This is a genomic window from Pseudoalteromonas sp. NSLLW24 (assembly GCF_015864725.1).
GTDB classification, from domain to species: Bacteria; Pseudomonadota; Gammaproteobacteria; order Enterobacterales; family Alteromonadaceae; genus Pseudoalteromonas; species Pseudoalteromonas arctica.
In genome coordinates this window covers 80,230-105,225 of sequence record NZ_JADYWQ010000003.1, presented here as the reverse complement: position 1 = coordinate 105,225, position 24,996 = coordinate 80,230, and the positions used below count along the sequence as shown (strand labels likewise).

Genomic DNA, 24,996 nt, shown 5'->3' with positions numbered 1-24,996 from the left:
CACTGTGGCTTTGATAATACACACTTAGGCCATTTTTGTTTTTATACAAATGCCATGTTGGCTCAGCGTAAGTGTTAAAAATAACGAGTTAAAAAATAACGGATAAGCACTTTTGTAACTGAATTTCATTACAAAAGTGCATCATTTATTTTTGCCAGTAAGGTTCTATGTCAAATGAAGCAAGGCGACTTTGCTCCATCGCACTAACCAAATATTCAGACTTTTGTTCAAGCCATGACTGGATTTTAGCAAGCTGTTCGTCTTCTTGCCCAGCACATAACTGCTTTAAATACTCAAGCGTACTTAACTCATAAATACCATGAGAAATATCAAGCCAAGGCAATCTAAACTCTAGGCGTTCCTCTTTATCAAATAACGATCCTAAGCAGTTACCGCTCAGTAAACTATTTTCAAGTTGAGTGCGCAGGTTTAAATACGAAGCGACATCGAGTGTTTGTTCTTTAGGCAGTAATTCATGCAGATTTTTCCAGTCTTTATTAAAAAGCCGACTAGCAATAGACGACACGTTTTGCTCAGCCGCTTGAAGCTCTATTTGCCCCCAATCTTTACGCCACTGTTTATCAATTAACCACGTAGTTAACGACAGTAATAAACGATTATAACGCGCGCTATGAAACAGTGCATTTATATCGTCAATGCTTGGCTGTAACTCTTTTAAATCACCAATGACTTGAGTCAGTGCTGGAGCAGCATTAATTTTTTTATAAAAAGCATGGCGTTTAGACGTGTACGTTTTTAATTGAATCGCGTTTTCTACCCACGCTAATTCGCTTAATAACCATTTAAGCTCTGTACGTAAATGTTCTGTACTTTCTTTGGATACTATATCGTCGTACAGCCAAAAAGTATGGCGTATTAGGCTAATGCCGTCAGTTACGCGTTTAAGCGTTTTTAAACTTGGCTTATCGAAATAGCATTGCTCATGCTTTTGCACAAAGCGAATGCCAAAGTTCATGGCTTCAACTAAAGCACGCTCTTGGGTAGTCGACTTTGGTAATTGAACAAAACCAATAGATTTGCTTGGTGTTAAAGGTTTTTCATCTGCAAGGCGATAACCACGCGCGGCCTTAGAGTATAATCCTAAACGGATACAGTTCTGGCTAACCAGTACATCTGCAAACGCAAACAACTCATTACGACTGCCCTCAACAAGCTCAATTTCAAGCTCGCTAATAATTTCAATTTTACCCGAAGCCGCAATTTCACCTTTATCGAGTACAACTTCAATTTTAGCGCCACTTTCGGTTTCAATTAACCAAGTACGACGAATAAAGTTAGTACTAAATATTGGATACAAGTTTTTTGAGATTGCGCTTATTTGCATGCCATGAGGCCAAATATCAGCATCAAACGCCATTAAATTAGGGCGACTTGATTCAATTGGTAAATTGTACTCTGGACGTTGGTGTAAACCACCTACAACTTCACCTGCAAGCTTTATAGTTTGCTCGCATTCGCTGTCAGAACAGCGAGTTCTAAAGCCTATGTCAAGCGCTCTAAGCTCTCGGCTTGGCGTGTCGTAGTATGCATTTTGTAAGCTGCGTGACGGTTTATTCTTCACCGTTTTTGCAAATTGAGTAATTAACGAGGGGATCAGTGGAATAACGGCATCTGATACCAAAAATTTCAGTTCTATCTCAGTATCCATTCGGTTTGCGGATTACCTTTAAAATAAATAAGTGCTCAAAATAAACAAAGCACACTAACAATGCAAATTTTTTAGCCTTATTTTAGTGCCTGTTGACCTTTGTGGATTAAAATTCGTTCTATCTAGAGGCAATTTAATCGTGGGGCGAGGTTTGTAACCTAGTGGGCTAGGTAACTGCTCCTGTGTTACCCTACTGGGTTACAATATCAGTCTTGCTATTGAGCTATTTAATCCATACTATCTAACTACTTATGTGAAATAAAAATCACGTTCATAACGGACGCAGTTAGATCAACAAGGTAGATAAATGCTAAAACATTGTTTATTAGGGCTACTTTTAACAGCCACCACATTTATGAGTTATGCAGAAGAAGCAAAACCTGCAAATTCAACTAATGCAAACACCGCTTATATTATCGATAATTTATATACTTTTATGCGCTCTGGTGCGAGTAAGAATTATCGACTACTCGGCTCTGTAGATGCTGGAACAAAGTTAACCTTGTTATCTGCTGAAGAAAACGGCTTTATAAAAATTAAAGATGATAAAGACCGCGAAGGTTGGATAGAAACTAAGTTTGTTACCAAAACGGCAGGCTTACACCAACAGTACAAAACACTAAGTAGCGAAATGAGCACTATGCAAGAAAACCTGCGCCAAGCTCAAATAGAACTTCCGCAGCTACAAGAGCAAAACCAAACTTTAACTGATCAAAACCTGCAGTTATCGGCCCAAATTACTAAGCTTAAAACGACACTAGAACAAGAGCGCACCCAAAAGGAAGCTGCTAGCTCAAAAGAGAAACGTCAGCTACTTACTTACGGTGGTGCTATTGCGTTTTTAGGCCTGTTTTTAGGTATTATATTAACGATAGTGTTGTCGCGTCGTAAGCGCTACGAAGGTTGGGCATAACCCCCTCTTTCTATAGAATACAAAAAAGCCGCTTTATAGCGGCTTTTTATTTTCTGTATTTTCATGCAGTTCGAGTTTTGGTGCACTCATACCTTTGAGTAACCGACCAAATATATCAGCGCCGGTAATAATGCGCTTCACATCACTCCACACTAACACCACATCGTGATCAATGGCCCCATCAAACGATTTATCTAAAGAATGACTAGCCCGTATTTTTAAAATAACTTCACTCAGGCGCATCGCTTCATCAGCAACAATAATAGGTCTATGACAATAATGATAAGGGTCGAACGTCTCTGGTTCAAACAAGGCCGAACGTAAAAAGCCGTCAGCATCTACCACTAATAAAGGCCAACCGTCTTCATTGGTAATGATCACCCAGTTATAACCTGACTTATGTAGTTTTCGTAAAAACTCATTATCAGTCGTTAATGTAAGGTCTGGGAAAATAGGCAAATCAAGCTTAGTAGGCAAAGCAATAATAGAGTCTGGATCAATTACCTCACCCTCTTTGGTTACGCTTATTTCATCTAAGCTAAAAAAGTTAAGCGCGCCTATTCCCTCAACGTGCTGAACATCAGCCTCTTCTGCTTCTATGTGTTTGCGAATAATACCTCTGAGCTCACTTTCAGCAAAGTACGTAATCCCCTCTTTACCTAACCATGCATCAAGAATTAAAGCCGTTGGCTTAGCAACTACATAAAACAGAATCTGATAAAACTTAATTAGCGGCGAAAGTAGGCTCGCCATTTTTAGCGCATTACGCGAAAAATAAGCCTGCGGTGTTATTTCACCAATAATAGTAATTGCGATAGTTGAGAATAAAAACGAACTTGCGCCTATTAATACCGAATCAGAAAGTAGTGTAAGTAGTACGTTAATACCTACGTTGCCCCACAAAATAGTCGATAATAAAAAGTTAGAGTCGTTTCGAAGGGCCATCACTTTTATGGCCGCCTCGTTCCCTTTTGCACTTTCCATTTCGAGCTGAAGCCTACTTAGTGAAAAAAACGCTAAGTTTAAGCCCGAAAATATTGCCGATTGTGAAATACACAAAGCAATTGCACACCAAATCATGACTTCAAAGGTCATTGTATTTTCCTGTTAGTAATACCAATCCGCAATAATACTTAATCAATTTGAGGGGTTAAATCTGACGCTAACTACGTTAAAAATTTCTGATATAGAACAACTAAATAACGAAATTTTTGCCTTGTTATCGACACGATTTTCTTCCCTCAAAATAGAGCACTTAATTAAGCGAATTGGTATAAGGCTTATAAAAGCAATAAACTGCCTAAACCTAAAAAGGTAACAAACCCAACAATATCGGTAACGGTAGTTAAAATTACCGAGCCAGATAACGCAGGATCAATTTTCATTTTGTCTAAAATAGACGGAATAACAACACCCGCTAGTGACGCAGCGACTAAATTCAATAATATGGCTACCGTAATCGTAATACTGAGCATTAAATCGTTAAACCATAAGAAGGTAAGCAGACCTATTACAAACGCCCATACCAAGCCATTTACAGCGCCAACACGTAGCTCTTTTTTAAGTAACGCATTGCGGTTTGAATCTGTAACCTGTCCGAGCGCTAAACCACGCACAATAACGGTTAATGTTTGACTGCCTGCAATCCCGCCCATAGAAGCAACCACTGGCATTAATACAGCGAGTGCTACAACCTGTTCTATAGTTGCGCCAAATAAACCGATGAACCAGGACGCTAAAAAGGCAGTAGCTAAGTTAATACCTAACCATATACCACGGTTTTTAGCACTTTTTCGCACACTTGCGAACAGGTCTTCGTCTTCACGTAAACCACCGGCTTTAGCGGCAGCTTCATCAGCAATTTCTTGGCGTAATTCATACGCTGAGGCAATGGTTAATCGCCCAAGTAATTTGTTATCTGCATTAACCACTGGCAGTGCCATTTTTTCACTGTGGATCACCACTTCTGCCGCTTCATATAAATCATCATCAGCATGGAGCGATGAAAAGTCATGATTTGCCAATGTCATTAAGTTATCGGTGTCGCTGGCTTTTATTAAATCATTTACCGCAACCTCACCTATTAAACTACCCTTGCGGCTTACTAAATAAATAACTTCACTGTATTGCGGTAAACCTTTATGTAGCAATTTTTTAGCGCCACCGGCAGTTAGCTTCTCTGATACTTTTAAAAAGTCAAAACCTAACCAGTGACCAAGTTGTTCTGGCGGGTATTGCTGCGCTAAATCATATTGTTTGGTTTGCGCTTCATCGAGTTGCTTTTTTGCATACTCAACAAATCGCTCTGGTATAACTTCTTCAAGTTCCAGTAACTCTTCTACATTAACTTCATCAAGAAGTTTAAAAGCCTCAGTGTCTTCTAGTGTTTGCAGTAACCACAGACAACTGTCTTCACTTAAATTAACAAAAATTTCGTGTTGCGTGTCTTCGTCAAGCAACTGCCAAATTTCAAGTCGTTGTTCTTTTGGTATCGCCTCAAAAAGTAATGACAGGTGCTCTGTTGAAAGCGTTAACTGCGCATCTGCTAATAATTTATTTTTACGTTCTGTTGTATCGCATTGCAGTAAATCATTTATGAGTTGTGGAAGTTGGTCTACCGGATACTCAATCATCTTAAAACCTTAAATTTAAAAGCGCACATTATTTATAGTCTACTTGAACAATAAAAAATTGCAGAAAAAACGTGAACTTATTAAGTATGCGCAAGCTACTTTTGCGCATTGTATGGGCAAACTAAATGCAGTACTAATATTTATTTTAAAAAATTAAAAAAACAGTAAAAGGAATTGTTTTTGAGGGATTAAACAACAAGTAAGCAAACCAAAGGGATTACTTATAATAAAAAAAATCCCATATTAGCTAGGCTAATATGGGCAAAATCACACAATGAATTAGGTGTTTTTAAATTACGGTTTATGCTTTAAATTAAAGTCTATCAGTAATATTTCGTACTAAGTCAGAATCTACAAATTGAGTAATAAGTGCAGCGCCCCACGCATAGCCACGCTGTATTGGGTAACCTTTAAAAATCCAGCGTTTACGCACGTGATTAAAGCGCTCTAAATAGTCTTGCTTTTTTTGTGGCAGAGGTTGCTCACCCAATTTATTCCATGCTTTATATACACCTGACATGTCAGACCCTCGCATAAAGCGTTGCAACCAGCGCGGAAAACGTGAAAAGCTAATAGTGGACTGAAAATCAATAAAATAAGGTTTACCGTCTGCGCCACATAAAATGTTACCCATATTACGCAAGTCTAAATGCACGATGCCTTTACGATGCATTTTTGCTACTTGACGCTCAAGCTCGCTAAAAAAGCTTACTGGTAGCGTTTTATCTTCATGAATTAAAGCGCGCAGTGGTGTGCCTTCAATATAGTTATAAGCTACGGCTATCGGCGATAGTCTACAAAAGCGGTTAGCGACTGCATCAAGCTCAGCTAAACGGCTCAATCCTTTATATTCTTGGTTTACAGATAGTCGCGCAAATGTTTTGCGGATAAATAACGGGCTTTGGCTAAAATCTTTAACAATTAAATCAAATTCATTATCTTTATATCGATACACAATCGCGTTAGCAAAACGTCCCTTATGGACAACACTTAAGTGATGTTGCATAAAAGTATGTTCTGGATATTGCTGCTGTAATTGTACTAACAAATTATTTTCAATCATAACAAACCTAACAAGATGATAACTTTAATTGCCTAGGCAACTATATTATCAAAGTTAGATTCTACGCACAATCAGATCAACTAATTAGCACGCTAACTTTCTGTTGAAACAGTATCGCTATTTTATTGATAATCTATTTGTGGGGGGAAATTTCGGGTAATGTATCTAGATTATTTATAGCTTTAAATAGTAAGTCTATTATTTGATTTTTTTCTGGCTCTGAAAAACCATTTAATGCTTGAGCATAGACTTCGTTTACTACAGGCATTATTTCTGGACAAAGAGCTTTACCTTTTTCACTTAAACACAAAATAGTTGAGCGCTTATCAAGCTCACATTGCGTTTTAATAATGAGTCCTTTTTCTTCAAGTCGGTTTAGTAAGCGGCTCATAGCGCCACGATCATAAACCATATACTCGCAAAGTCCTGCAAGCGTATTAACCGACTCTCTCGCAAGTAGTACTACCACAATATATTGCGCTGAGGTTAAGTCCATAGGGAGTAACTTGGCATCAACATGAATGGCTAATCTCGAGCGTAAAAAAGACACTAAACGCCCCAAGTCTTGCTCTGGCGCTAACTCTTCTCGAGTACAACGTTTAATTGATGGCATGTTTTGCATGGTTATTCCACTGTATAGGTATATTTGCATGCTGATAGACCTTAACACATACAAAAAATTCAATAATTTTTATAAAAACTAAGCAGCTAAAACTAAGCCACAAAAATAAAGCCGCTATTAGCGGCTTTTACTGTAAAGCTTTAAACTTTGTTAAATTTTAAACTGTCCAACGAGTTGTCCTAAGTTTTCACCACGCGCAGCCAAATGCTGGCCTACCGAAGAGGTAGTTTTGCTTGAAATAGTTAGTTCATTAACGATTTCTTGAATGGCAAATACATTACGGTTTATTTCTTCTGTAACGCTACTTTGCTCCAGCGCCGCTGTCGCAATTTGCGTACTCATGTCGTTAATTGATCTAACTGAGGTTGTTACCGCACCTAAACTTTCTGAAATAGCACGAGACGATTCTACTGAGCGATTACAACTATTCTGACTCGCTTGCATTGCGGCTACAGCATCCGATACTAAATTATGTAACTCACTCAACATTTCACTAATCTCTAATGTGCTAACTTGAGTACGACTTGCTAAGCTTCTTACCTCATCAGCAACAACAGCAAACCCTCGCCCTTGCTCACCTGCTCGTGCAGCTTCTATTGCAGCATTAAGTGCAAGTAAATTTGTTTGCTCGGCAATTCCACCAATTACGCTTAGTACACTATTAATCTTTTTAGATTGATCACTGAGTGAATCAACTTGTTCTGCGGCTAGGTTTATCTCGCCCATTAGGTTAGACACCTCACTGAGTGAAATATCAACACACTCTTGAGCTTTAGCAACTTCTTGCGTTGCCGCTTGGGTTGACTCTGCCACTTGATTCGTATTTTGAGCCACCTCATGAGAAGTAGCCGACATTTCGGTAATAGCCGTCGCAACAAGGTCTGTTTCATGATTGTGATTAAGTAGCTTGTCTTCAATTAATCGTGTTTGTGTATTTATATCACTAGAGGCTGTTTTTACATCGTGTGTTACATCAACCACATTGGCAATAATACCATGTAGCTTACTTACAAACATATTAAATGCTTCGCCAAGTTGGCCTATTTCATCGTTAGTATCAATATCTAAACGCTTGGTTAAATCACCCTCACCTTTAGCAATGTCGTCAAGGCTTTGCGCCATACGTTGTATTGGTTTTACCATTGTATTTGCGGCAACTAACGCACATATAACGGTTAACACAACCCAAAACAAAGCAATTAATAATAAGGTCATTACCTTATCATTCATGTGCTCTTGCATTGCTGTTTGGTATTTAAGTAGTTCTGCGTCTATATCATCCATATATGCGCCAGTACCAATCATCCAGTTTGTACCTGGGATCATTGCTGCATAGCCCATCTTTTCAACTAAACCTGTGGTATTTGGTTTTTGAAAATGGTAGTTAAAAGCACCACCGCCTTTTCTAGCTTGATCTAATAAGCCCACTATTATTTTTTTACCGTTAGGGTCAGTCATCCCTATTTTGTTTTGTCCTTCAATAGCATCACCTAATAATGCATGAAAAACACTAACGCCATTTGTGTCGTATATAAAAAAGTAACCACCTTGACCAAATGTTAAATCTCTTAAAGCGTTTTTAGCATCTTGCTCAGAGCCATTTGCTATTTGATAGCGAACAATTTTACTGGCAATTTCCACCTCGGTGCTTAGCAACGTTTGTTTGTCACTTATTAGTTTAGTTTGAAATGCTTCAAAATTTTGTTGCTGATTTTTATTCTCTAAATAATAAGAACTCAGCATCAAGCTAATCAAAAGTAGCATTAAGGGCAATATAGCTAATAACAACAGTTTGTTTTTCAAGCTTAAATTACTCATTTGTTCTCCGGGTAAATAAAGGCGTATATGCAGCAACAACTAAAATCTAGCAAAACCAATATAGTTTGCAGTTTTACTTATTTGCCCAAAAATAACTTCGCTCATTTATATCGCTTTTAACTCATATAAGAAAAGCATAAATAAAATCAGGTAGGACCAAGTTTTAAGAGGTCAGCTTAGCCATATTATAGTCCCAACCAGGGTTTTTAGACACCAATAACGCAGAGACCTTAGTCTTAATCAAAAAATAATTTACCCAACATTTGTCCGTTATTTAAAACACTATCTATAGAATAGTATTCATGTAGGTTTACTGCCTGTATTTTAGGTTAATTAGTTTTACTTGTAGCAAGTTAGATCATTTAGCAAGTGAGTATAAATATTGACCTCAAGGTTAAATCAACAAGTAGAAATTAATTTTTTATTAACATACAATAACCCTATCTCCCTAGGAATAAATAACCAGATAGATTAAAACATATTGTTTTGAGCCACTGTTATGAATAAATAAAAATGAATTACTAATGAAATATATTTTATACCTCGTGCTTTTAATCTCTAGTCAACTATTTGCAAAGCCTGTAAATAATAGTGTTGCATTTTACTACTCATCCCCTATGCCTCTAGCCGAAATGACTTTTTATTCTCGCGTTGTAGTTCAGCCAGAACACGTCACTGAGCACGAACTTAATTGGTTTAAACAGCGTAATATTGCTGTTTATGCTTATTTAAGTGTGGGCGAGTCCTTTAATAAAAATAAGTCATCACTTAGTATAAACCCCAATTGGAATAGCCATATTGCCGATTTAGCATCAGCACATTGGCAACAACATATTAAAAGTAGCGCTGTGGCATTAAAAGCACGCGGCTTTAGCGGCTTATTTTTAGATACCCTAGATAGCTATCAGCTATTAGATGCTAAACACAGCAAATCAGATCAACAAGCTGGGTTAGTTACCATAATAAGCTCACTATCTGAGACTTTTAATAAGCACCTTATTCTTAACCGGGGCTTTGAGTTATTGCCTAAAATCGCTGATTTAGCCAATGACTTAGTTGCTGAGGGGTTGTATAGCCACTTCAACCCAAACGACAATAGCTATAAACTAACTAATAAAAACGACCAAGATTGGCTAAGCGCACAATTAAAAAAAGCACAAAACTTAGGCCTCAACGTCCAAATTATTGATTATGCAAAGCCCGATAACCGACTCGCTATGGCACAAAAGATTATAAACGCAGGTTTTAATCCATGGGTGACAGATGGCCACTTGCAAACATGGGGTACATCATCAATAACACCGGTGCCAAGGCGAATATTAATCCCTTATAATAGCGATATTTCACCATTAGTTAAAAAATCAGTTCATTCAAAGCTTGCTACAATCATAGAATACTTAGGGTATATTCCTGATTATGTAGACATAGCTAAAGAAAGCTTACCTAAAATAGACCCAAGTTTACATGCCGGCATTATTTCTTGGACTACTAATAATATATTTTATAGTCCTGAGATTATTAAATGGCTAGAAGAAGGTTTAGGAATAGTACCTGAACTTATATTAGGAGAATTACCTCAATCAAATAAATTACTAGTTAGTTTAGGCGTAGAAAATATAAATGTTGCGCAAGCTGGACCTTATAAAGTTGAATACTTTGCTGATTGGCTAAAAGGTGAAACTACAAAATCACCTGTAATAATCAGACCAAACTTTCTTAAATTAACCTCAGACGCCACAGCGTTAATTAGCATTACTTCAGCAAACGGCAAAACCTTAGCGCAAGGAAGTAAGACTAAACTGGGTGGCATAATAGTAGCCCCTTGGCTAATTGATAATTTACCACTGGAAGGCAGTAAATGGGTGATCGACCCTAAGAACTTGTTAAATAAAGTACTAAATTTACCCACAATATTAGCTCCTGATACAACGACTCTAAGCGGAAGGCGTATGTTAACTTTGCATATAGATGGTGATGGATTTAGTAGCGTTGCGCACTTCAAAGGTAAGCCATACAACTCAGAAGTAATTCGCGATGAGGTAATAAAAAGGTACAAATTGCCATTAACCTCCTCCATAATACAAGCAGATATAGAACCTAACGGCTTACATTCAAAACAAAGTAAAGAACTTGAGCAAGTTGCAAGAGATATATTTGAACTACCTTATGTAGAGGTTGCATCGCACACATACAGCCACCCTTACTTTTGGAAAGTACTATCAGGAATACAAAACATAGATGAAGATGATACAAAATACGGACTTAATTTAAATATTCCTGGGTATCTCTCTGTCGATTTAGAAAAAGAAATTTCAGGGTCAATTCAATACATTAATGAACGACTGACGCCAAAGAATAAAAAAACAGTATTAATTCTATGGTCCGGCGATGCAGTTCCAGGACCAAAGGCTTTAGCCATAGCAAGAAAAGCTGGCGTTCTCAACGTGAATGGTGGTAATACTTCAGTAAAAGCTGATAACCCAACACTTACAAATGTTTCGCCAATTGGTCGACCTGAAGGTGACTTGCTATACCAAATTTATGCACCCATTATTAACGAGAACGTATACACCAACTTGTGGCATGGGCCTTACTATGGTTTTAAACGCCTAATCGAAACATTTGAAATTACAGAAAAACCATACAGATTAAAGCCATATAGTATTTACTTTCATTTTTATTCTGGTGAATTACCTGCTGGACTTGATGCACTGAAATATAACATAGACTACGTACTTGCAAGACCGAATACGCCAGTACATTTAAGCCAGTATGCAAAAATAGCTAAAGACTTTTATTTTTCAGCTCTTGCTAAAAACAGCAATAACGAATGGTTTTTTAGCTCTCAAAGCATTCGAACATTACGTATCCCCAATGATTTTGATATCCCTAATATAGTTCAAAGCTCAGGTGTATCTGGCATCACTCAAAAAGGTGATTACATTCATATAACTGATGATCTAGCAAAGCTTAGCTTTGATCACAGCCAGAAAAACAATGTGCCTTATTTAGCTTCAGCTAATGTCTCCATGGATAATTGGCAAGTAAATGGAGCTGTCAGTTTTAAAGCATGGGTGCCTGCTAAAATTGATTTAGTTAATGGTCGTTCGTGTGAGTTTGTGTCTAATGATGGAAAGCGCTTTAGAGGTAAATCGAATGCTGATATCACACAGTTTAGTCTGCCAAAAGGACAATTCTATGGCTACTTAAAATGTAAAATAGCTGCATGATGGTGAGCAATAAAAAACTATACTCTTATTATAGTTAATATATTGATGCACTCTTTTATCGTTTTTCTAAGTATAGGTTTATAGGTTGATCTTAATAACTCGAGTGGCAAACCAATAAGTTTTACTGCTGTGAGTTAATCAAACCTACATGTAAATTTAACCTATTGAGTATAAGGTTGAATTTACATGTAGAGATCAATCTTTCATTAACATATAATAGTCCTATATTCCTAATACTAAAAAATTAGCATTAAATCGGAACACATCACTTTGAGTCACAGTTATAATCTAATAAAAATGAATTATTAATGAAGTATATTTTATACCTTGCACTTTTAGTGTCGGCTCACGCATTCGCAAAACCTGTAAATAATAGTATAGCTTTTTACTACTCATCCCCTATGCCTCTAGCCGAAATGACCTTTTATTCTCGCGTTGTAGTCCAGCCTGATCTTGTGACTGAGCACGAACTTAATTGGTTTAAACAGCGTAATATTGCTGTTTATGCTTATTTAAGTGTTGGTGAGTCGTTTAATCAAAGTGAGTCATCACTTAGCATAAACCCCAACTGGAATAGCCACATTGCGGATTTAACATCAGCACATTGGCAACAATATATTGCAAATAGCGCTGCGGCATTAAAAGCACGTGGCTTTAGCGGCTTATTTTTAGATACCCTTGATAGCTATCAGCTATTAGATGCTACACACAGTAAACCCGATCAACAAGCTGGGTTAGTCACCATAATAAGCTCACTATCTGAGACTTTTGACAAGCACCTTATTCTTAACCGGGGCTTTGAGTTATTGCCTAAACTCGCTAATTTAGCTAAAGACTTAGTTGCTGAGGGTTTGTATAGCCACTTTAATCCAACCGACAATAGCTATAAGCTGACCAACAAAAACGACCAAGATTGGCTAAGCGCACAATTAAAAACAGCACAAGACTTAGGCCTTAACGTCCAAGTTATTGATTATGCAAAACCCGATAATCGCCTCGCTATGGCACAAAATATTATAGACGCCGGTTTTAATCCATGGGTAACCGATGGTCACCTGCAAACATGGGGAACATCATCTATTACACCGGTGCCTAGGCGCATTTTGATCCCGTACAACAGTAACGTAAAGCCACTCATTTACACTACCGTACATTTAAAGCTTGCGACCATGATTGAGTATTCGGGGTATATACCTGATTACATAGATATGGCAAAGCGCGATTTACCTTTGGTTGACCCTAGCTTACATGCTGGTATTATTTCGTGGACCTCAAGCGACGCATTTTACACCCCAACACTTACCAATTGGCTTGAAGCTAATTTAGGTGTGGTGCCAGAGCTTATTTTAGGCGAGTTACCACAATCAACTAAATTATTATTAAGCTTGGGTATTGAGTCGTTAAACACACTGCCTGAAGGTCCATATAAACAAGATAGCTTTGCACCTTGGCTCAAAGGAGAATCCACAACACCTCCCCCTATTGTTAAACCATACTTACTCAAATTAGCAACTGATGCGACTCCTTTAATTACAATAAAATCATCGGATGACACAATAGTTGTACAAGCTGCTAAAACTAAATATGGTGCAGTCGTAGTTGCTCCTTGGCTAATTGATACATTTCCGATGGAAGGCAGCAAATGGGTTATTGATCCGCGTACACTACTAACTCAGGCTATGGGACTACCGCCTATATTAGTGCCAGATACAACCACCGAAAGTGGCAGGCGAATGCTAACGCTGCATATCGATGGAGATGGATTTACAAGTGTTGCCCATTACGAAGGTAAGCCTTATTCAGCAGAAGTAATTCGAGATGAAATAATTAAACGCTATAAACTGCCTTTAACGTCATCTGTGATCCAAGCTGACATTGAAGAAGGCGGTATTCACTCTAAACAAAGTGCCAAACTTGAAGGCATTGCACGTAGTATTTTTAACCTACCTTACGTAGAAGTTGCTTCGCATACTTATAGTCACCCCTATTTTTGGACAGCACTGTCTGGGCGAAAAAAAATAGATGAAGACGACACCGATTACGGTTTTCATCTAGATGTACCTGGCTACAACACTATCAGCCTTAAAAAAGAAATTACAGATTCAATAAAGTACATTGATGAAAAGCTCACACCTAAAAATAAAAAAACAGTGATGATGTTATGGTCAGGCGATGCAACTCCTGGTCCTAAAGCACTTGAACTTGCTCGTGATGCAGGTGTGTTAAATGTCAACGGTGGTAACACTGATGTAAATGCCGATAATCCTAGTCTTACACATATATCACCTATTGGCCGACCTGAGCGTGATTTGCTGTATCAAATTTATGCCCCCATATTAAATGAAAATGTTTACACAAACCTATGGCATGGCCCTTATTACGGCTTTAGACGTTTAACCGAAACTTTCGAAATAACAGAAAAACCATATAGGTTAAAACCTTACACTATTTACTATCACTTTTACTCAGGCGAAGTTCTTGCGGGTTTAGACGCTCTTAAACACAACATAGATTATGTTTTAGCAAGACCAAATACGCCTGTGCATTTAAGCCATTATGCAAAAGTAGCAAAAGATTTTTACTTTTCTGCACTTGCAAAAAACAATAATAATGAATGGTTATTTAGCTCAAAGTACATTCGTACTCTACGGATACCTACCGATTTTGATGTGCCAAACATAGCTCAAAGTGAAGGTGTATCGGGTGTAACTGAAAAAGGTGACTACATACACGTTATAAATAACATAGCTCGCCTTAGCTTTGATCACAGCCAAAATAGTAAAAAACCTTATTTAGCGTCTGCAAATGTTGTTATTAATAACTGGCAAGTTAACGGGCCTGTTAGTTTTAAAGCGTGGGTACCCGCTTCACTTGATTTAATGAATGCACGCTCTTGCGAATTTGTATCTAATTTGGGTGAGCGCTTTAAAGGTATTAATCGAGGTAAATTAACACATTTTGAAATACCTACAGGTGACTTTTATGGTTACCTTAACTGCAACGGAGCTGCTCTATAATGAATACTAAAAAGCGCCCTCAGTTAATTTCTATAAAAACAATATTAGCGATACTAGCTGTAAGTTGTTTTGCACTTTATGCATTATTTCCTCACACCTTATTTTTTGAAGATGATGCACTTTCGCAAGATTATACCTTTGAAAAATCGTACCTTAATGCAGCACTCAATGCAGAGCCCGACAACGAAAAGCTTCGCGCAAAGTTGGTTGAGCTACATATAGGGCTTAGTGAGTATTCACAAGCCACTAACGAGCTTGAAAAACTACCTAGAGGTGAGCGCAAAGCGACGCTTGAAATAAAGCTGCTTTACTCATTATGGCTAGCAAGCGGGGCTAATATTGACGACCGCTTTGAAGAGCTATCTTTAAAAATAGGTGCTCATAAAAATTGGAACGAACAAATACTAACTATTGCAAAAGCAGTTGGGTTAAACGCAAAAGTTGCTCTGTACTATCAAAAAAATAAACAGCCACTCCTTGCAGCCGATTACTGGTTAAGCGCAGGCGAACCAGACAAAGCACTCGCAATTTATAAAATAAATATAAATGCTGACATTGCAGCTAAAGCGATTGAAACTGCACTGGGCGCAAATAACCCGATTCAAGCTTATTCATGGTGGAAAACCTATGGCGACCAAGCCGATGTTAAACGCACCCTTTATTTAGCTAACCTAGCTGGCAACACAGAAGATGCAGCTCAAGCCATTGAAAGCTTATTAAAAGCTGAGCCAAATAACACCGACTACTTAACACAAGCTATGCACCTGCGTTTAGCAAATGGAAATGCAAAAGGGGCAGAACAATTACTCGCAAAGTTATTACTACAGAGCCCAGATGACAAAGAGCTACATTTATTAAATTGGAAGATAAAGCGCTGGCAAAACAAGCCTAAAGAAGCTCTTCGAGAATTTAAATGGCTAATGTCTAACAAAGCAGTAACTCCTGCGATGCTTACCGACAGTATTAACGATGCCACCGCTTTATATTTATACCAAGATGCTAATGATATATACGAATACAAGGCGCAAAACAGAAGTCTGAAAGGCAATGGTTTTGCTAATTGGATGCAAGCTAACGAATTTATTGGTAACACAAAGCAAGAGTTAAACAATATTGAACGCTTTGAGCAAATAAATGGTAAAAGTGTATTATCACAATACTGGAAAGCAAAAGTGCTTCACGATACTGGTAATTTAAAAGCCTTAAGAGTCTTGTGGCCTACATATAAAGGGCCTAAAAATGAAGAAGATTTACTTTGGATTGCCCGCGCATTTTGGCTAGAAGATGACTTTGCTACAGCTCTGCAAGTGCTAAAAAGTAAACAACAAAGTTCTGATGATGAGTTTTGGAGCTCCAATGTAGACATGGCAATGCGAGTCCAAGACAAAGCTCATGAGCTATATGCATTAGAACAGTTACAAAAAATAAGCCCTTTAAGCGTAGGCGACATGCTGCACTACCAACAATTACGCTTTGAAGGTCGGCCTCAGGAGCTTCTTGATTATTTATGGAAAAGCGAGTCGCAAACTGACCGTCAATTGATTCAAATTGCATTATTAAGTACACAAGTAAATGATGCTAAATCAGTTGCACGTATTCATGCTGAACTTGATAAGCAGCGCTACAATAAAGCCCTCTACCCTGCTTGGTTAATTCTATCAAATTGGTATCAAAACCAAAGTGATTTAAATTCAGCTTATACAACTTTAAACCGCGCCGCTAAATTAAGTGAATATGACTCTGATGTTGTGCTTGCACAAGGTTGGTTAGCGCTGCAAATGCACGACACCGTGATGATTAGCCGCATTTTAGCTCGCTATTCTCAAAGCGATCCTTCCTATGCGTGGACCCAGCTATTAGCAAGCTTATCTATTCACGAGAAGTCATATAACAGTGCTTACTTTTATTTGCGTAAATTGGCCATTGCAGATCCAAGTGACTTAACAACACTGGTTAACTTAGCCGATGTAATGAAACAACTTGGCTACTATGCAAATGCTGCTGAACTTAATCACTATTTACTGCAACACTTACCTAAAGATAAATATGCATACAGAGGCCTAATGTTCCGCTGGGCGGGCGCGATGGCTGTTCCTCATTTAATGCAATTAAACACAATGGAAGAACTTGCCCCCGACACTATTGGTGAACCTCAAACAAACTGGTGGTTAGCGCGCAGGGCTGCACAAAAATTAGAGCCATGGCAAAAGCTACAACTTTATATGACCAACGGCGAATTTAATAAAGCGAAACAGCTTATAGCTGAAGGTTCACTAAGCAAATTAGATGAGCTAAACGCCCTACTCTATTTAAAACAACCCTATGCCACCATGCAACGTTGGTACGAAGAACTCACTAGCGAACCAAATGAATCGCAATTGAGTTTACTCAGAAATGCACGCGCATCCTATTTTAGAGCGCTTGAAATAAACCTATCGCCAGAGGCTGGTTTAAACAGTAGCCAGTACGATGTAAACGTTTATTTTCCTTATGCTAATGGGCAATGGAAATTAAGTTTAAGTAATCAGCAAAATCTTGATAACAACGGATTACTGTTTGCGATAGAAGATAAGATGACATTTGGTCGTTGGTATTTTGATGCAAAAATAGATTCTCACCAAGGCAGCTTAGTTAGCCGTCAAGGTTTTAGCTTGGACTCTCGTTATCAATGGGATTCGCGTACACAGGTAGGTTTAAAGCTTGAATATAATGTTGAAAACCGCCAATCAGAAGCGCTACTTAGCTATGCTCAGCTAGATAAAGCCACGGCCTATGTTAACTACAATATTGATGGTAGACAAAACGTACAGCTATCAGCAGCAGCGATGTCTTTTTCTCGAAGAAGCGATGGCAGCTCACTAATAAATGGCCAAGAATATAATGCACGTTACCAATACAGCATTTTAAAAGACCGCCCAATTTGGAACGCTTATTTTAGTGCGCAATGGCAAGACTTTGAACGTGTAAATGCATTAATAAATACAGAATCAAGACCTCTAAGAGTTGACCTTCAACCATTTAGACGTTTTGCACTAGGGACCTCATTTGCTTCAACTGGTTCTTTAGAACCTCCTTATTTAGGCGCAAGCCCTTCATGGTTATTTGATATAAGTACTGGCTATCAAACACTTAACGATACAGTAGATGTATCAGTTTCAAGTGGCGCTGGTTGGTCTGTACTGGGCGATGATTTATTTAAATTACAGCTGGGTTACCAAAGTAGTAATAAAGTGGGTAACTCAGATACACAATTACAATTAGGTTATTACGTACATTTTTAATGTTAGGAGAGAGTATGTTTCGTTTAATTATACCGTGTTTGGTATTACTATTATCAGCATGTACCACCAGCAGAGTTGCTGATGATGTAGAGCTTAGCCCTTCAAAAATTGTGGCATTAATGCCACTTGTTAATCATGCTCAAACACCGCTTGCAGGTGAGCGTGCTGAAGATATTTTAGCCAGTATTTGGCAACAAAATAAATTACCAACTCTTATACGCGCACCTCGCGTAAACACCAAAGAGCTTCCACCACTGGACGATCAATACCGTTTAGACAATGCTATGCAGTGGTTAAGCACTCAACAAGCTGACTATGTACTAACAGGCAGCATTGAAGAGTGGCGCTACAAAGCTGGGCTTGACGGCGAACCCGTTGTTGCACTTACATTATCACTCACTGAAAATGGACAAACAACGCCGATTTGGACGGGTACTATTGCTAAAAGTGGTTGGGGCCGCGATAGCATTGCAGCAACAGCACAAGATGTGATTGCCGATTTAATTTCTTATATAGAGGTTAGTGAGTGAAAACACATTTCCTTAGACCAAGAGACGTTCCTGAGCTACAAATATGGGCTGAGGTATTTATATTTACCGCGCTTGCTTTAGGGCTGCCTGTATTATTTAACGCAGAGGACCCATTTTGGACTGAGGGAGGGTTTTCGTGGCCTGTACTTGGCCCACTTTTAGTTTCTCTACGTTATGGCTTTTCAAAAGGCTTTATTAGTATTTTATGTTTGCTTGTTGGTCAACTTTTTTTACTTCAAGCAAATATTTTATCACCACAAAGCGACTTCAATATTAACGCCATGATTGGCTACATTATTGTAATTATGATCACTGGCGAATTTAGGGATGTGTGGGAACGTACTAATCAACAACAAAGTATTCAGCTTGAGTACGTAACCGATCGCCTTGAAACATTTACTCGTCAGTATCACTTAATTAATTCATCTCACGATAGAATAGAGCAAATGCTTGCTGGCCATACGTTAAGTTTGCGTGAATCGCTACAAGCAGTAAGAACCTCTATCGGGCTATTAAAAGAAAGAAGGCTTGATAGCGCAGCGCAAAAAATAATCGACCTATTCGTTGAATATGGTTTATTAGAAAGAGCGGGCTTATATAAAGTTGAAAACGACACTGTTTTAGAGCCTCCACTTGCCTCTATTGGCCAAATGGGTCAAATAGCTGAAAATGATCCTCTTATATTAGCGATGATTGAAGAAAAAGAATTAGTATCAGTAAAAGACGCAAAAACTGCGTTAGGGATAAGTAAATACCATATGGCAATCCCACTTATCGACGTAAATAATACAATTTACGGCGCTATTTTAGTTGAAAGAGTACAATTTTTTGCACTTAAAAATACAACTCTTACACTACTTGCTGTTATGGCTGGGCATATTGGCGACCTACTGCGCCATGAAATAACAAACCCAGTAATGACATATGAAGAGTCTCCGTACTTTATTCGCCAAGTTAAACGCGCGAATAAAGAAGCAAAACGATACAACATTCCATCGCAGCTGCTAAAAATAAAAGCCAATAATATTACTGATAAATCGACTCAACTTATGAGTTATTTAAGTGAAGCACGCCGTGGTTTAGACATTTATTTGTATGATAATCAAAATCAGGTATTACTGCTATTAATGCCATTAGCTGATGAACTTGAAAAAGCAGGATTTATCGCCCGAATGAACACCTGGTGTAAAGAGCGTACGGGTAACACTTTAGCTGAGCTTGATATTGTTATTGAGCAACAACTTGCACTACCAATAAGCTCAGATGATATAAAGAGATTGGTTTCACTTTCATGATTATAATTATTGTAGCGGCTATTTTAGGGTGTATTTGCCAGTACTTTGCACTAATAGAAGTACTGGAAACACCTAATTGGTTTTTAGCTATACTATTGCATGCTATTGCTAGCATCCTTTTTGCTATTGTTAGTTATGTTTTTATACCTAAAAAATACAAAACGACTCCTTATAGCTCTTTTTTGCTCATGTTTTTATTATTGTTTACATTACCAGTACTTGGAATTATAGGTGTTGTAGTAGCGCTTACGTTTGCTCTTTGTAAACCTCTCAAAAACGACGAGATAGAAATAGAAGAGCATAAAATACCTGAGCTTCCTTTTGAAGCCAGAGCAATATCAGCAAACCCGACCTATTCTATTGGCGGACTTAAAGCAATTTTGAAGCACGCGAGTGAACCAAATAAACGTTTAAGTGCTGTAATGGCAGCTCGTCACATGAGTGACTCACAAGCTATTCCTATTTTAAAGCTAGCACTTAAAGATTTAGAAGATGATATTCGACTACTCGCCTACTCAACCCTTGATGGTAAAGAAACCAAACTCAACGAAAAAATCAGTTTGTATCAGCAAGAAATAGCCGTTACGACTAAGCAGCCTAAATTGAGCCATTTACAAAAACAGCTAGCCGAACTGTATTGGGAACTTAGCTATTTGGGTTTAGCCCAAGGTGCACTGCGTAAATATGTTTTAGAAAAAGCAGAAGCACTTGCAGAGCAAAGTATTGAGCACGTAAAAACACCTGCAACCTTTATATTTTTAGGCCGAATATCTTTAGCCTTAGACAAATACGAAATAGCCCATGAGTACTTACTTAAAGCAACTGAGTTTGGTATGGCAAGGCGTCATGTTCTCCCTTATAAAGCCGAAGTTGCCTTTTGTATGAACAAGTTTGACGACTGTAAACGCTATTTAAAAGAACTCCCAGAACAACCTAAAGGCAGTGAATTACGTCATTTGCAGGAGTATTGGCATGAGTAATAAAAATGCAGACATTTTACTGCTTTTGGAAGGTACCTACCCTTACGTACGTGGTGGTGTATCTAGTTGGGTTCATCAAATAATTGAAGGGTTACCTCATTATAACTTTGAGCTTGTTTTTATAGGTGGAGCACCAGAGCATTATGGCGAGATTCAATATACTTTACCTGAAAACGTTACCAAGCTGCATGTTCATTATTTAGTGGAAAATGATACTTCTGAAATAAAAGCCAAGCATGGGGTTAAATATAAAAAAGAGCTCTTTGATTTCTGGCAACAACTACAAAATTATTTTAGAGATTGTAACGAGCCTATCCCGACTGAATTGTTAAAATTTGCATTTGAAACTTTGGCTAAAAAAGACGGTATTAACGAAGCCGACTTTTTATATAGTGAATCATCGTGGCAAGTGCTCACTAATTACTATTCAACTTTTTGTGATGAATCCTCTTTTATTGACTTTTTTTGGTCATATCGCAATTTATATAAACCGCTATTTAAAATAGCCGAAATTGCACGTGGACTTCCAAAAGTTAAACTTATTCACTCAATATCTACCGGGTATGCTGGTATTTTAGGATCTGGTGCCAGTGTAATAAGCGATACTCCCTTTTTGTTGACCGAACATGGTATTTACACCAAAGAGAGAAAAATAGATCTTATTCAAGCCAGTTGGATCAAAGAGTCTGAACAAAGCCTAGGTAAAAACTTAAATACCGAGATGGGCTTTATTCGCCGAATGTGGATCAGCTTTTTTGAGCAAATAGGCCGAACAACATACCAAGAAGCAGATAAGATCATTTCGCTATACGACGGTAACAGACAGCGCCAAATAAAAGATGGTGCAGCGCCAGAAAAAGCATTTGTTGTACCTAATGGTATTAAAACAGTGCGCTTTATTGAAGCGTTTGTTCAGCGTCCAAAACAGATACCACCGGTTGTTGGGTTAATTGGACGTGTAGTGCCTATAAAAGATATTAAAACCTTTATACGTGCGATTAAAGAAGCGCAATCGATATTACCAGAGGTCGAAGGCTGGATCATCGGCCCTTTCGAAGAAGACCCACAATACTACAAAGAGTGTGAGCTACTGGTAGGCAGCCTTGATTTACAAAACAGTGTTAAGTTTTTAGGTATGCAAGATATTACCAAAATTTTGCCTAAGCTCGGAGTTGTTGCTTTAACCTCAATTTCCGAAGCGCAGCCTTTAGTACTTTTAGAAGCAATGGCGGCCGGTGTGCCTGTACTTGCTAGTGATGTTGGCTCGTGCCGCGAAATAATCGAAGGCGGAACCGATGAAGATAAAGCATTAGGTAAAGCCGGTGAAGTTGTCTCAATTGCTTCACCTAGCGAAACAGCACAACAAATATCAAACATGCTAACAAATGAGCAAGCTTGGCTTGAGTATCAAAAAAGTGGTTTAGACCGCGTACAAAAATTTTATGACGAGAACCACATGTTTGCCCGCTACGATAAACTTTATAAGGATACAATAGCATGGCCGGAATAGGTTTTGAGATACGAAAAATTCTCAAAAAAAATACCCTGCTCTCAGTTTTTGAAGCATACGGCTACGCAGGTTTAATAGGCTCGGGCCCTTGGCTGCTCTCTATTGTAGCGTTAATGCTTATTGGTATTTTAAGTTTAGGAATTGTATTACCTAAAGTACTTATTATTCAATTTTTAACGCTTGTTACCTACATGATGGCCGCCTCACTTATTTTAACGGGTGGTTTGCAGTTATTACTAACTCGATTTATTGCCGATTTATTTTTTCAAAAAGAAGAGGCAAAGGTACTGCCTAATCTACTCGGTGCACAGCTTATAACAACAATAGCCGCGCTATTGGTGGGCTTAGCTGTATGGCCTATGCTCCCTATACCCGTTGTTACTAAGATTATAATTTTAGGTGCCTTTGTAAGCTTATGTAATCAGTGGCTTGGCGCTATTTTTCTATCAGGTATGAAAGAATACCGGTTAATTTTAATTACCATGCTAAGTGGTTACGCCTTTATGGTATTGCTTGCATATTTATTAAGAGACTGGCAGTTAGACGGCTTATTTTTTGCGTTTTTTGCTGGCGAAGCACTGCTCTTTTTTAGCTTTTTATTTATGATTATTCGCCGCTACCCGGGTGAAAAACTTATAAGTTTTGACTTTTTAAGCAATAAAAAAGTGTATTACAGCCTATTCTTTTGTGGTCTGTTTTATAACATTGGTGTATGGGCTGATAAAATCATTTTTTGGTATTCTCCAAGCACATCAATACAAATTATTGGCACGTTGAGAGCCAGCCCAATTTATGACTTACCTATATTTTTGGCTTATTTGTCTATTATCCCCGGTATGGCGGTATTTTTAGTAAAAATGGAAACCGACTTTGTAGAAGAGTACGACCGTTTTTACACCGCTATTCGTGGTGGCTCATCTCTTGAAGAGATCTACATATTAAAAGACAGTATGATCCAAACTGCGCGTGCCGGTTTATACGATATATTTAAAATTCAGGGTATTACCGTTGCCTGCTTGTTATTATGGGGTGAGCAAATACTTACCTTTATTGGCATTGATCCAAACTATAAAACGCTTTTATTTATTGATGTAGTAGGTGTAGGCGTACAAGTTATATTTTTATCTATTTTAAATATTTTGTTTTATTTAGATAAACGCTCAACAGTGCTATTTTTAGCGGGGTTATTTTTGGTAATAAACGTTGTTTTAACTTTGTTATCAATTGCTTTTGGACCGCAGTTTTATGGCTATGGCTTTGCATTAGCAACCATTATTACCTCGGTAGTAGGATTATTTTGGCTTTCAAAACAATTTGAAGATTTAGAATACGAAACGTTTATGCTGCAATAGCATAATATAAAAACTTAGCATAAAGGCTGTAAGCTACAGCCTTTATCGTTACGTTAAAAACTCTAATAAACCGCGCTCAAACCGACTAAGATACTTTGTTTTACGGGGTAATTTAAAATTGTCGCGCCAATGAGTTTGTTCTGATTCATTTTTCTTACAAAGCTCAATAACATCAGGGTGAATATAAGAATTACGCGCTATTGTTGGCGTATTCCCAAGCTTTGAAGACACTTCATCAAGCATTGTTTTTAATGTAATAGCGCCTTTTGCTTCATACACTTCTTTAAAAGCAATCACACTTGCTCGCCATGTTCTAAAGTGTTTTGCGCTAAATTCTTCACCCATTATATTTTGAATATACTGATTGATTTCAGTCGAAGTAACGTTAGAGCGCTCCCCCTCTTCTATATATTGAAACAAGTGTTGCCCGGGTAAGTCCTGAAGCTCCTTAATAACACTACTCAATGCTTTATCCGTTATATTTACTTCCCTTTCTTTACCTGACTTTGCACGGTATTTTAATCTAATATTTTTACCTGTTAATTTTGCATGCCTTGATCTTAGGGTTGTCGCACCAAAACTTTTATTTTGTTTTACATTACGTTCATTCCCCACCCGTAAAGCACCTAAATCCATTAATCTAACAATGGCTGCTAAAGTACGTTCATAATCGAGCTCATCACCTTGCAATGCTTCCTTTAATTGAGCCCTAAGTAACGGTAGCTTATGTCCAAACACACTACAAGCTTGATACTTTTTAGCATCTTGTTGTTGTGTAAATAATGGATGATACCGGTACTGCTTTCGTCCTTTACTGTCGTAACCTGTTGCTAAAATATGCCCATTTTCTTCAGGGCAAAACCATACACTTTTATAAGCAGGCGGGAACGCGAGTGAATTTAAGCGCTCAATAACGGCCTTCTCTTTAATTATTTTTCCTATTGGGTCAAAATACTGCCAATGTTTGTTTTTTTGCTTTCGGGTAATTCCGGGCAAACTATCATCAACGTAAATCAATTCCATCATTCCTCCTCAAGCATTTAAAAGAGATATTGTTAACTCGCTTAAGCTTATATTTCAAAG

Annotated in this window: 16 protein-coding genes; 9 read left to right on the top strand and 7 right to left on the bottom strand. The window is 38.0% G+C overall.

Annotation, left to right across the window (positions count from 1 at the left end; genetic code table 11):
• Positions 1-145: 145 nt before the first annotated feature.
• Positions 146-1,669: a CYTH and CHAD domain-containing protein gene (locus I6E72_RS03750; protein WP_007584831.1), complete on the bottom strand. Its 1,524-nt coding sequence runs from the start codon at positions 1,667-1,669 to the stop codon at positions 146-148.
• A 307-nt stretch (positions 1,670-1,976) separates the two neighbouring features.
• On the opposite strand from I6E72_RS03750, the gene I6E72_RS03745 reads away from it, so the two are divergent.
• Positions 1,977-2,582, top strand: a complete 606-nt coding sequence (locus tag I6E72_RS03745) for a TIGR04211 family SH3 domain-containing protein (protein ID WP_007584830.1) — start codon at positions 1,977-1,979, stop codon at positions 2,580-2,582.
• A 33-nt stretch (positions 2,583-2,615) separates the two neighbouring features.
• Here I6E72_RS03745 and I6E72_RS03740 read toward each other — a convergent pair whose 3' ends face one another.
• The 5 genes from I6E72_RS03740 to I6E72_RS03720 all read right to left on the bottom strand — a co-directional run bounded on the left by I6E72_RS03740 (position 2,616) and on the right by I6E72_RS03720 (position 8,718).
• Entirely contained in the window at positions 2,616-3,677 is a 1,062-nt protein-coding gene (locus I6E72_RS03740) for a DUF21 domain-containing protein (RefSeq protein ID WP_197101426.1), read from the bottom strand.
• A gap of 185 nt (positions 3,678-3,862) precedes the next feature.
• A complete protein-coding gene (locus I6E72_RS03735) occupies positions 3,863-5,215 on the bottom strand; it encodes a magnesium transporter (RefSeq protein WP_007584828.1) in 1,353 nt (450 codons plus the stop codon).
• A gap of 313 nt (positions 5,216-5,528) precedes the next feature.
• The gene (locus I6E72_RS03730; RefSeq protein ID WP_007584826.1) at positions 5,529-6,278 is read right to left on the bottom strand and encodes a hypothetical protein; all 750 of its coding nucleotides are present in this window, start codon (positions 6,276-6,278) and stop codon (positions 5,529-5,531) included.
• Between the two features lie 133 nt (positions 6,279-6,411).
• Positions 6,412-6,930 (bottom strand): MarR family winged helix-turn-helix transcriptional regulator, encoded by a 519-nt coding sequence (locus I6E72_RS03725; protein ID WP_231614031.1) that lies wholly within the window; start codon positions 6,928-6,930, stop codon positions 6,412-6,414.
• A 120-nt stretch (positions 6,931-7,050) separates the two neighbouring features.
• The gene (locus I6E72_RS03720) at positions 7,051-8,718 is read right to left on the bottom strand and encodes a methyl-accepting chemotaxis protein (protein WP_197101418.1); all 1,668 of its coding nucleotides are present in this window, start codon (positions 8,716-8,718) and stop codon (positions 7,051-7,053) included.
• Positions 8,719-9,242: 524 nt separating this feature from the next.
• Between I6E72_RS03720 and I6E72_RS03715 the strand changes: the two genes are divergently transcribed.
• From I6E72_RS03715 to pelG, 8 genes are all read left to right on the top strand, one after another.
• Positions 9,243-11,948 (top strand): endo alpha-1,4 polygalactosaminidase, encoded by a 2,706-nt coding sequence (locus I6E72_RS03715; RefSeq protein ID WP_197101416.1) that lies wholly within the window; start codon positions 9,243-9,245, stop codon positions 11,946-11,948.
• Between the two features lie 308 nt (positions 11,949-12,256).
• A complete protein-coding gene (locus I6E72_RS03710; protein ID WP_197111100.1) occupies positions 12,257-14,965 on the top strand; it encodes an endo alpha-1,4 polygalactosaminidase in 2,709 nt (902 codons plus the stop codon).
• Positions 14,965-18,246 carry a tetratricopeptide repeat protein gene (locus I6E72_RS03705; RefSeq protein WP_197111099.1) on the top strand — a complete coding sequence of 1,094 codons (3,282 nt, stop codon included), beginning with the start codon at positions 14,965-14,967 and terminating at the stop codon, positions 18,244-18,246. Before I6E72_RS03710 ends, I6E72_RS03705 begins: the two co-directional genes overlap by 1 nt.
• Positions 18,247-18,260: 14 nt before the next feature.
• The gene (locus tag I6E72_RS03700) at positions 18,261-18,776 is read left to right on the top strand and encodes a hypothetical protein (RefSeq protein WP_007584808.1); all 516 of its coding nucleotides are present in this window, start codon (positions 18,261-18,263) and stop codon (positions 18,774-18,776) included.
• Positions 18,773-20,071: a PelD GGDEF domain-containing protein gene (locus I6E72_RS19890; RefSeq protein WP_007584806.1), complete on the top strand. Its 1,299-nt coding sequence runs from the start codon at positions 18,773-18,775 to the stop codon at positions 20,069-20,071. Before I6E72_RS03700 ends, I6E72_RS19890 begins: the two co-directional genes overlap by 4 nt.
• Entirely contained in the window at positions 20,068-21,051 is a 984-nt protein-coding gene (locus I6E72_RS03690; protein WP_165736375.1) for a HEAT repeat domain-containing protein, read from the top strand. The genes I6E72_RS19890 and I6E72_RS03690 overlap by 4 nt, the downstream gene beginning before the upstream one ends.
• Positions 21,044-22,561 carry a GT4 family glycosyltransferase PelF gene (gene pelF, locus I6E72_RS03685; protein ID WP_197111097.1) on the top strand — a complete coding sequence of 506 codons (1,518 nt, stop codon included), beginning with the start codon at positions 21,044-21,046 and terminating at the stop codon, positions 22,559-22,561. Before I6E72_RS03690 ends, pelF begins: the two co-directional genes overlap by 8 nt.
• Positions 22,549-23,913 (top strand): exopolysaccharide Pel transporter PelG, encoded by a 1,365-nt coding sequence (gene pelG / locus I6E72_RS03680; RefSeq protein ID WP_101217731.1) that lies wholly within the window; start codon positions 22,549-22,551, stop codon positions 23,911-23,913. The genes pelF and pelG overlap by 13 nt, the downstream gene beginning before the upstream one ends.
• Positions 23,914-23,961: 48 nt before the next feature.
• Here the strand turns inward: pelG and I6E72_RS03675 are convergent, their stop codons facing one another.
• Positions 23,962-24,936, bottom strand: a complete 975-nt coding sequence (locus I6E72_RS03675) for a DNA topoisomerase IB (RefSeq protein ID WP_101217730.1) — start codon at positions 24,934-24,936, stop codon at positions 23,962-23,964.
• Positions 24,937-24,996 lie beyond the last annotated feature (60 nt).

What these genes read in the sequence shown, in the direction of transcription:
- I6E72_RS03735 (WP_007584828.1), bottom strand. Translation starts at nt 5,215, where the DNA reads ATGATTGAGTATCCGGTAGACCAACTTCCACAACTCATAAATGATTTA.
- pelG (WP_101217731.1), top strand. Translation starts at nt 22,549, where the DNA reads ATGGCCGGAATAGGTTTTGAGATACGAAAAATTCTCAAAAAAAATACC.
- I6E72_RS03750 (WP_007584831.1), bottom strand. Translation starts at nt 1,669, where the DNA reads ATGGATACTGAGATAGAACTGAAATTTTTGGTATCAGATGCCGTTATT.
- pelF (WP_197111097.1), top strand. Translation starts at nt 21,044, where the DNA reads ATGAGTAATAAAAATGCAGACATTTTACTGCTTTTGGAAGGTACCTAC.
- I6E72_RS03715 (WP_197101416.1), top strand. Translation starts at nt 9,243, where the DNA reads ATGAAATATATTTTATACCTCGTGCTTTTAATCTCTAGTCAACTATTT.
- I6E72_RS03705 (WP_197111099.1), top strand. Translation starts at nt 14,965, where the DNA reads ATGAATACTAAAAAGCGCCCTCAGTTAATTTCTATAAAAACAATATTA.
- I6E72_RS03700 (WP_007584808.1), top strand. Translation starts at nt 18,261, where the DNA reads ATGTTTCGTTTAATTATACCGTGTTTGGTATTACTATTATCAGCATGT.
- I6E72_RS03720 (WP_197101418.1), bottom strand. Translation starts at nt 8,718, where the DNA reads ATGAGTAATTTAAGCTTGAAAAACAAACTGTTGTTATTAGCTATATTG.
- I6E72_RS03740 (WP_197101426.1), bottom strand. Translation starts at nt 3,677, where the DNA reads ATGACCTTTGAAGTCATGATTTGGTGTGCAATTGCTTTGTGTATTTCA.
- I6E72_RS03690 (WP_165736375.1), top strand. Translation starts at nt 20,068, where the DNA reads ATGATTATAATTATTGTAGCGGCTATTTTAGGGTGTATTTGCCAGTAC.
- I6E72_RS03730 (WP_007584826.1), bottom strand. Translation starts at nt 6,278, where the DNA reads ATGATTGAAAATAATTTGTTAGTACAATTACAGCAGCAATATCCAGAA.
- I6E72_RS03710 (WP_197111100.1), top strand. Translation starts at nt 12,257, where the DNA reads ATGAAGTATATTTTATACCTTGCACTTTTAGTGTCGGCTCACGCATTC.
- I6E72_RS03675 (WP_101217730.1), bottom strand. Translation starts at nt 24,936, where the DNA reads ATGGAATTGATTTACGTTGATGATAGTTTGCCCGGAATTACCCGAAAG.
- I6E72_RS03725 (WP_231614031.1), bottom strand. Translation starts at nt 6,930, where the DNA reads ATGCAAATATACCTATACAGTGGAATAACCATGCAAAACATGCCATCA.
- I6E72_RS03745 (WP_007584830.1), top strand. Translation starts at nt 1,977, where the DNA reads ATGCTAAAACATTGTTTATTAGGGCTACTTTTAACAGCCACCACATTT.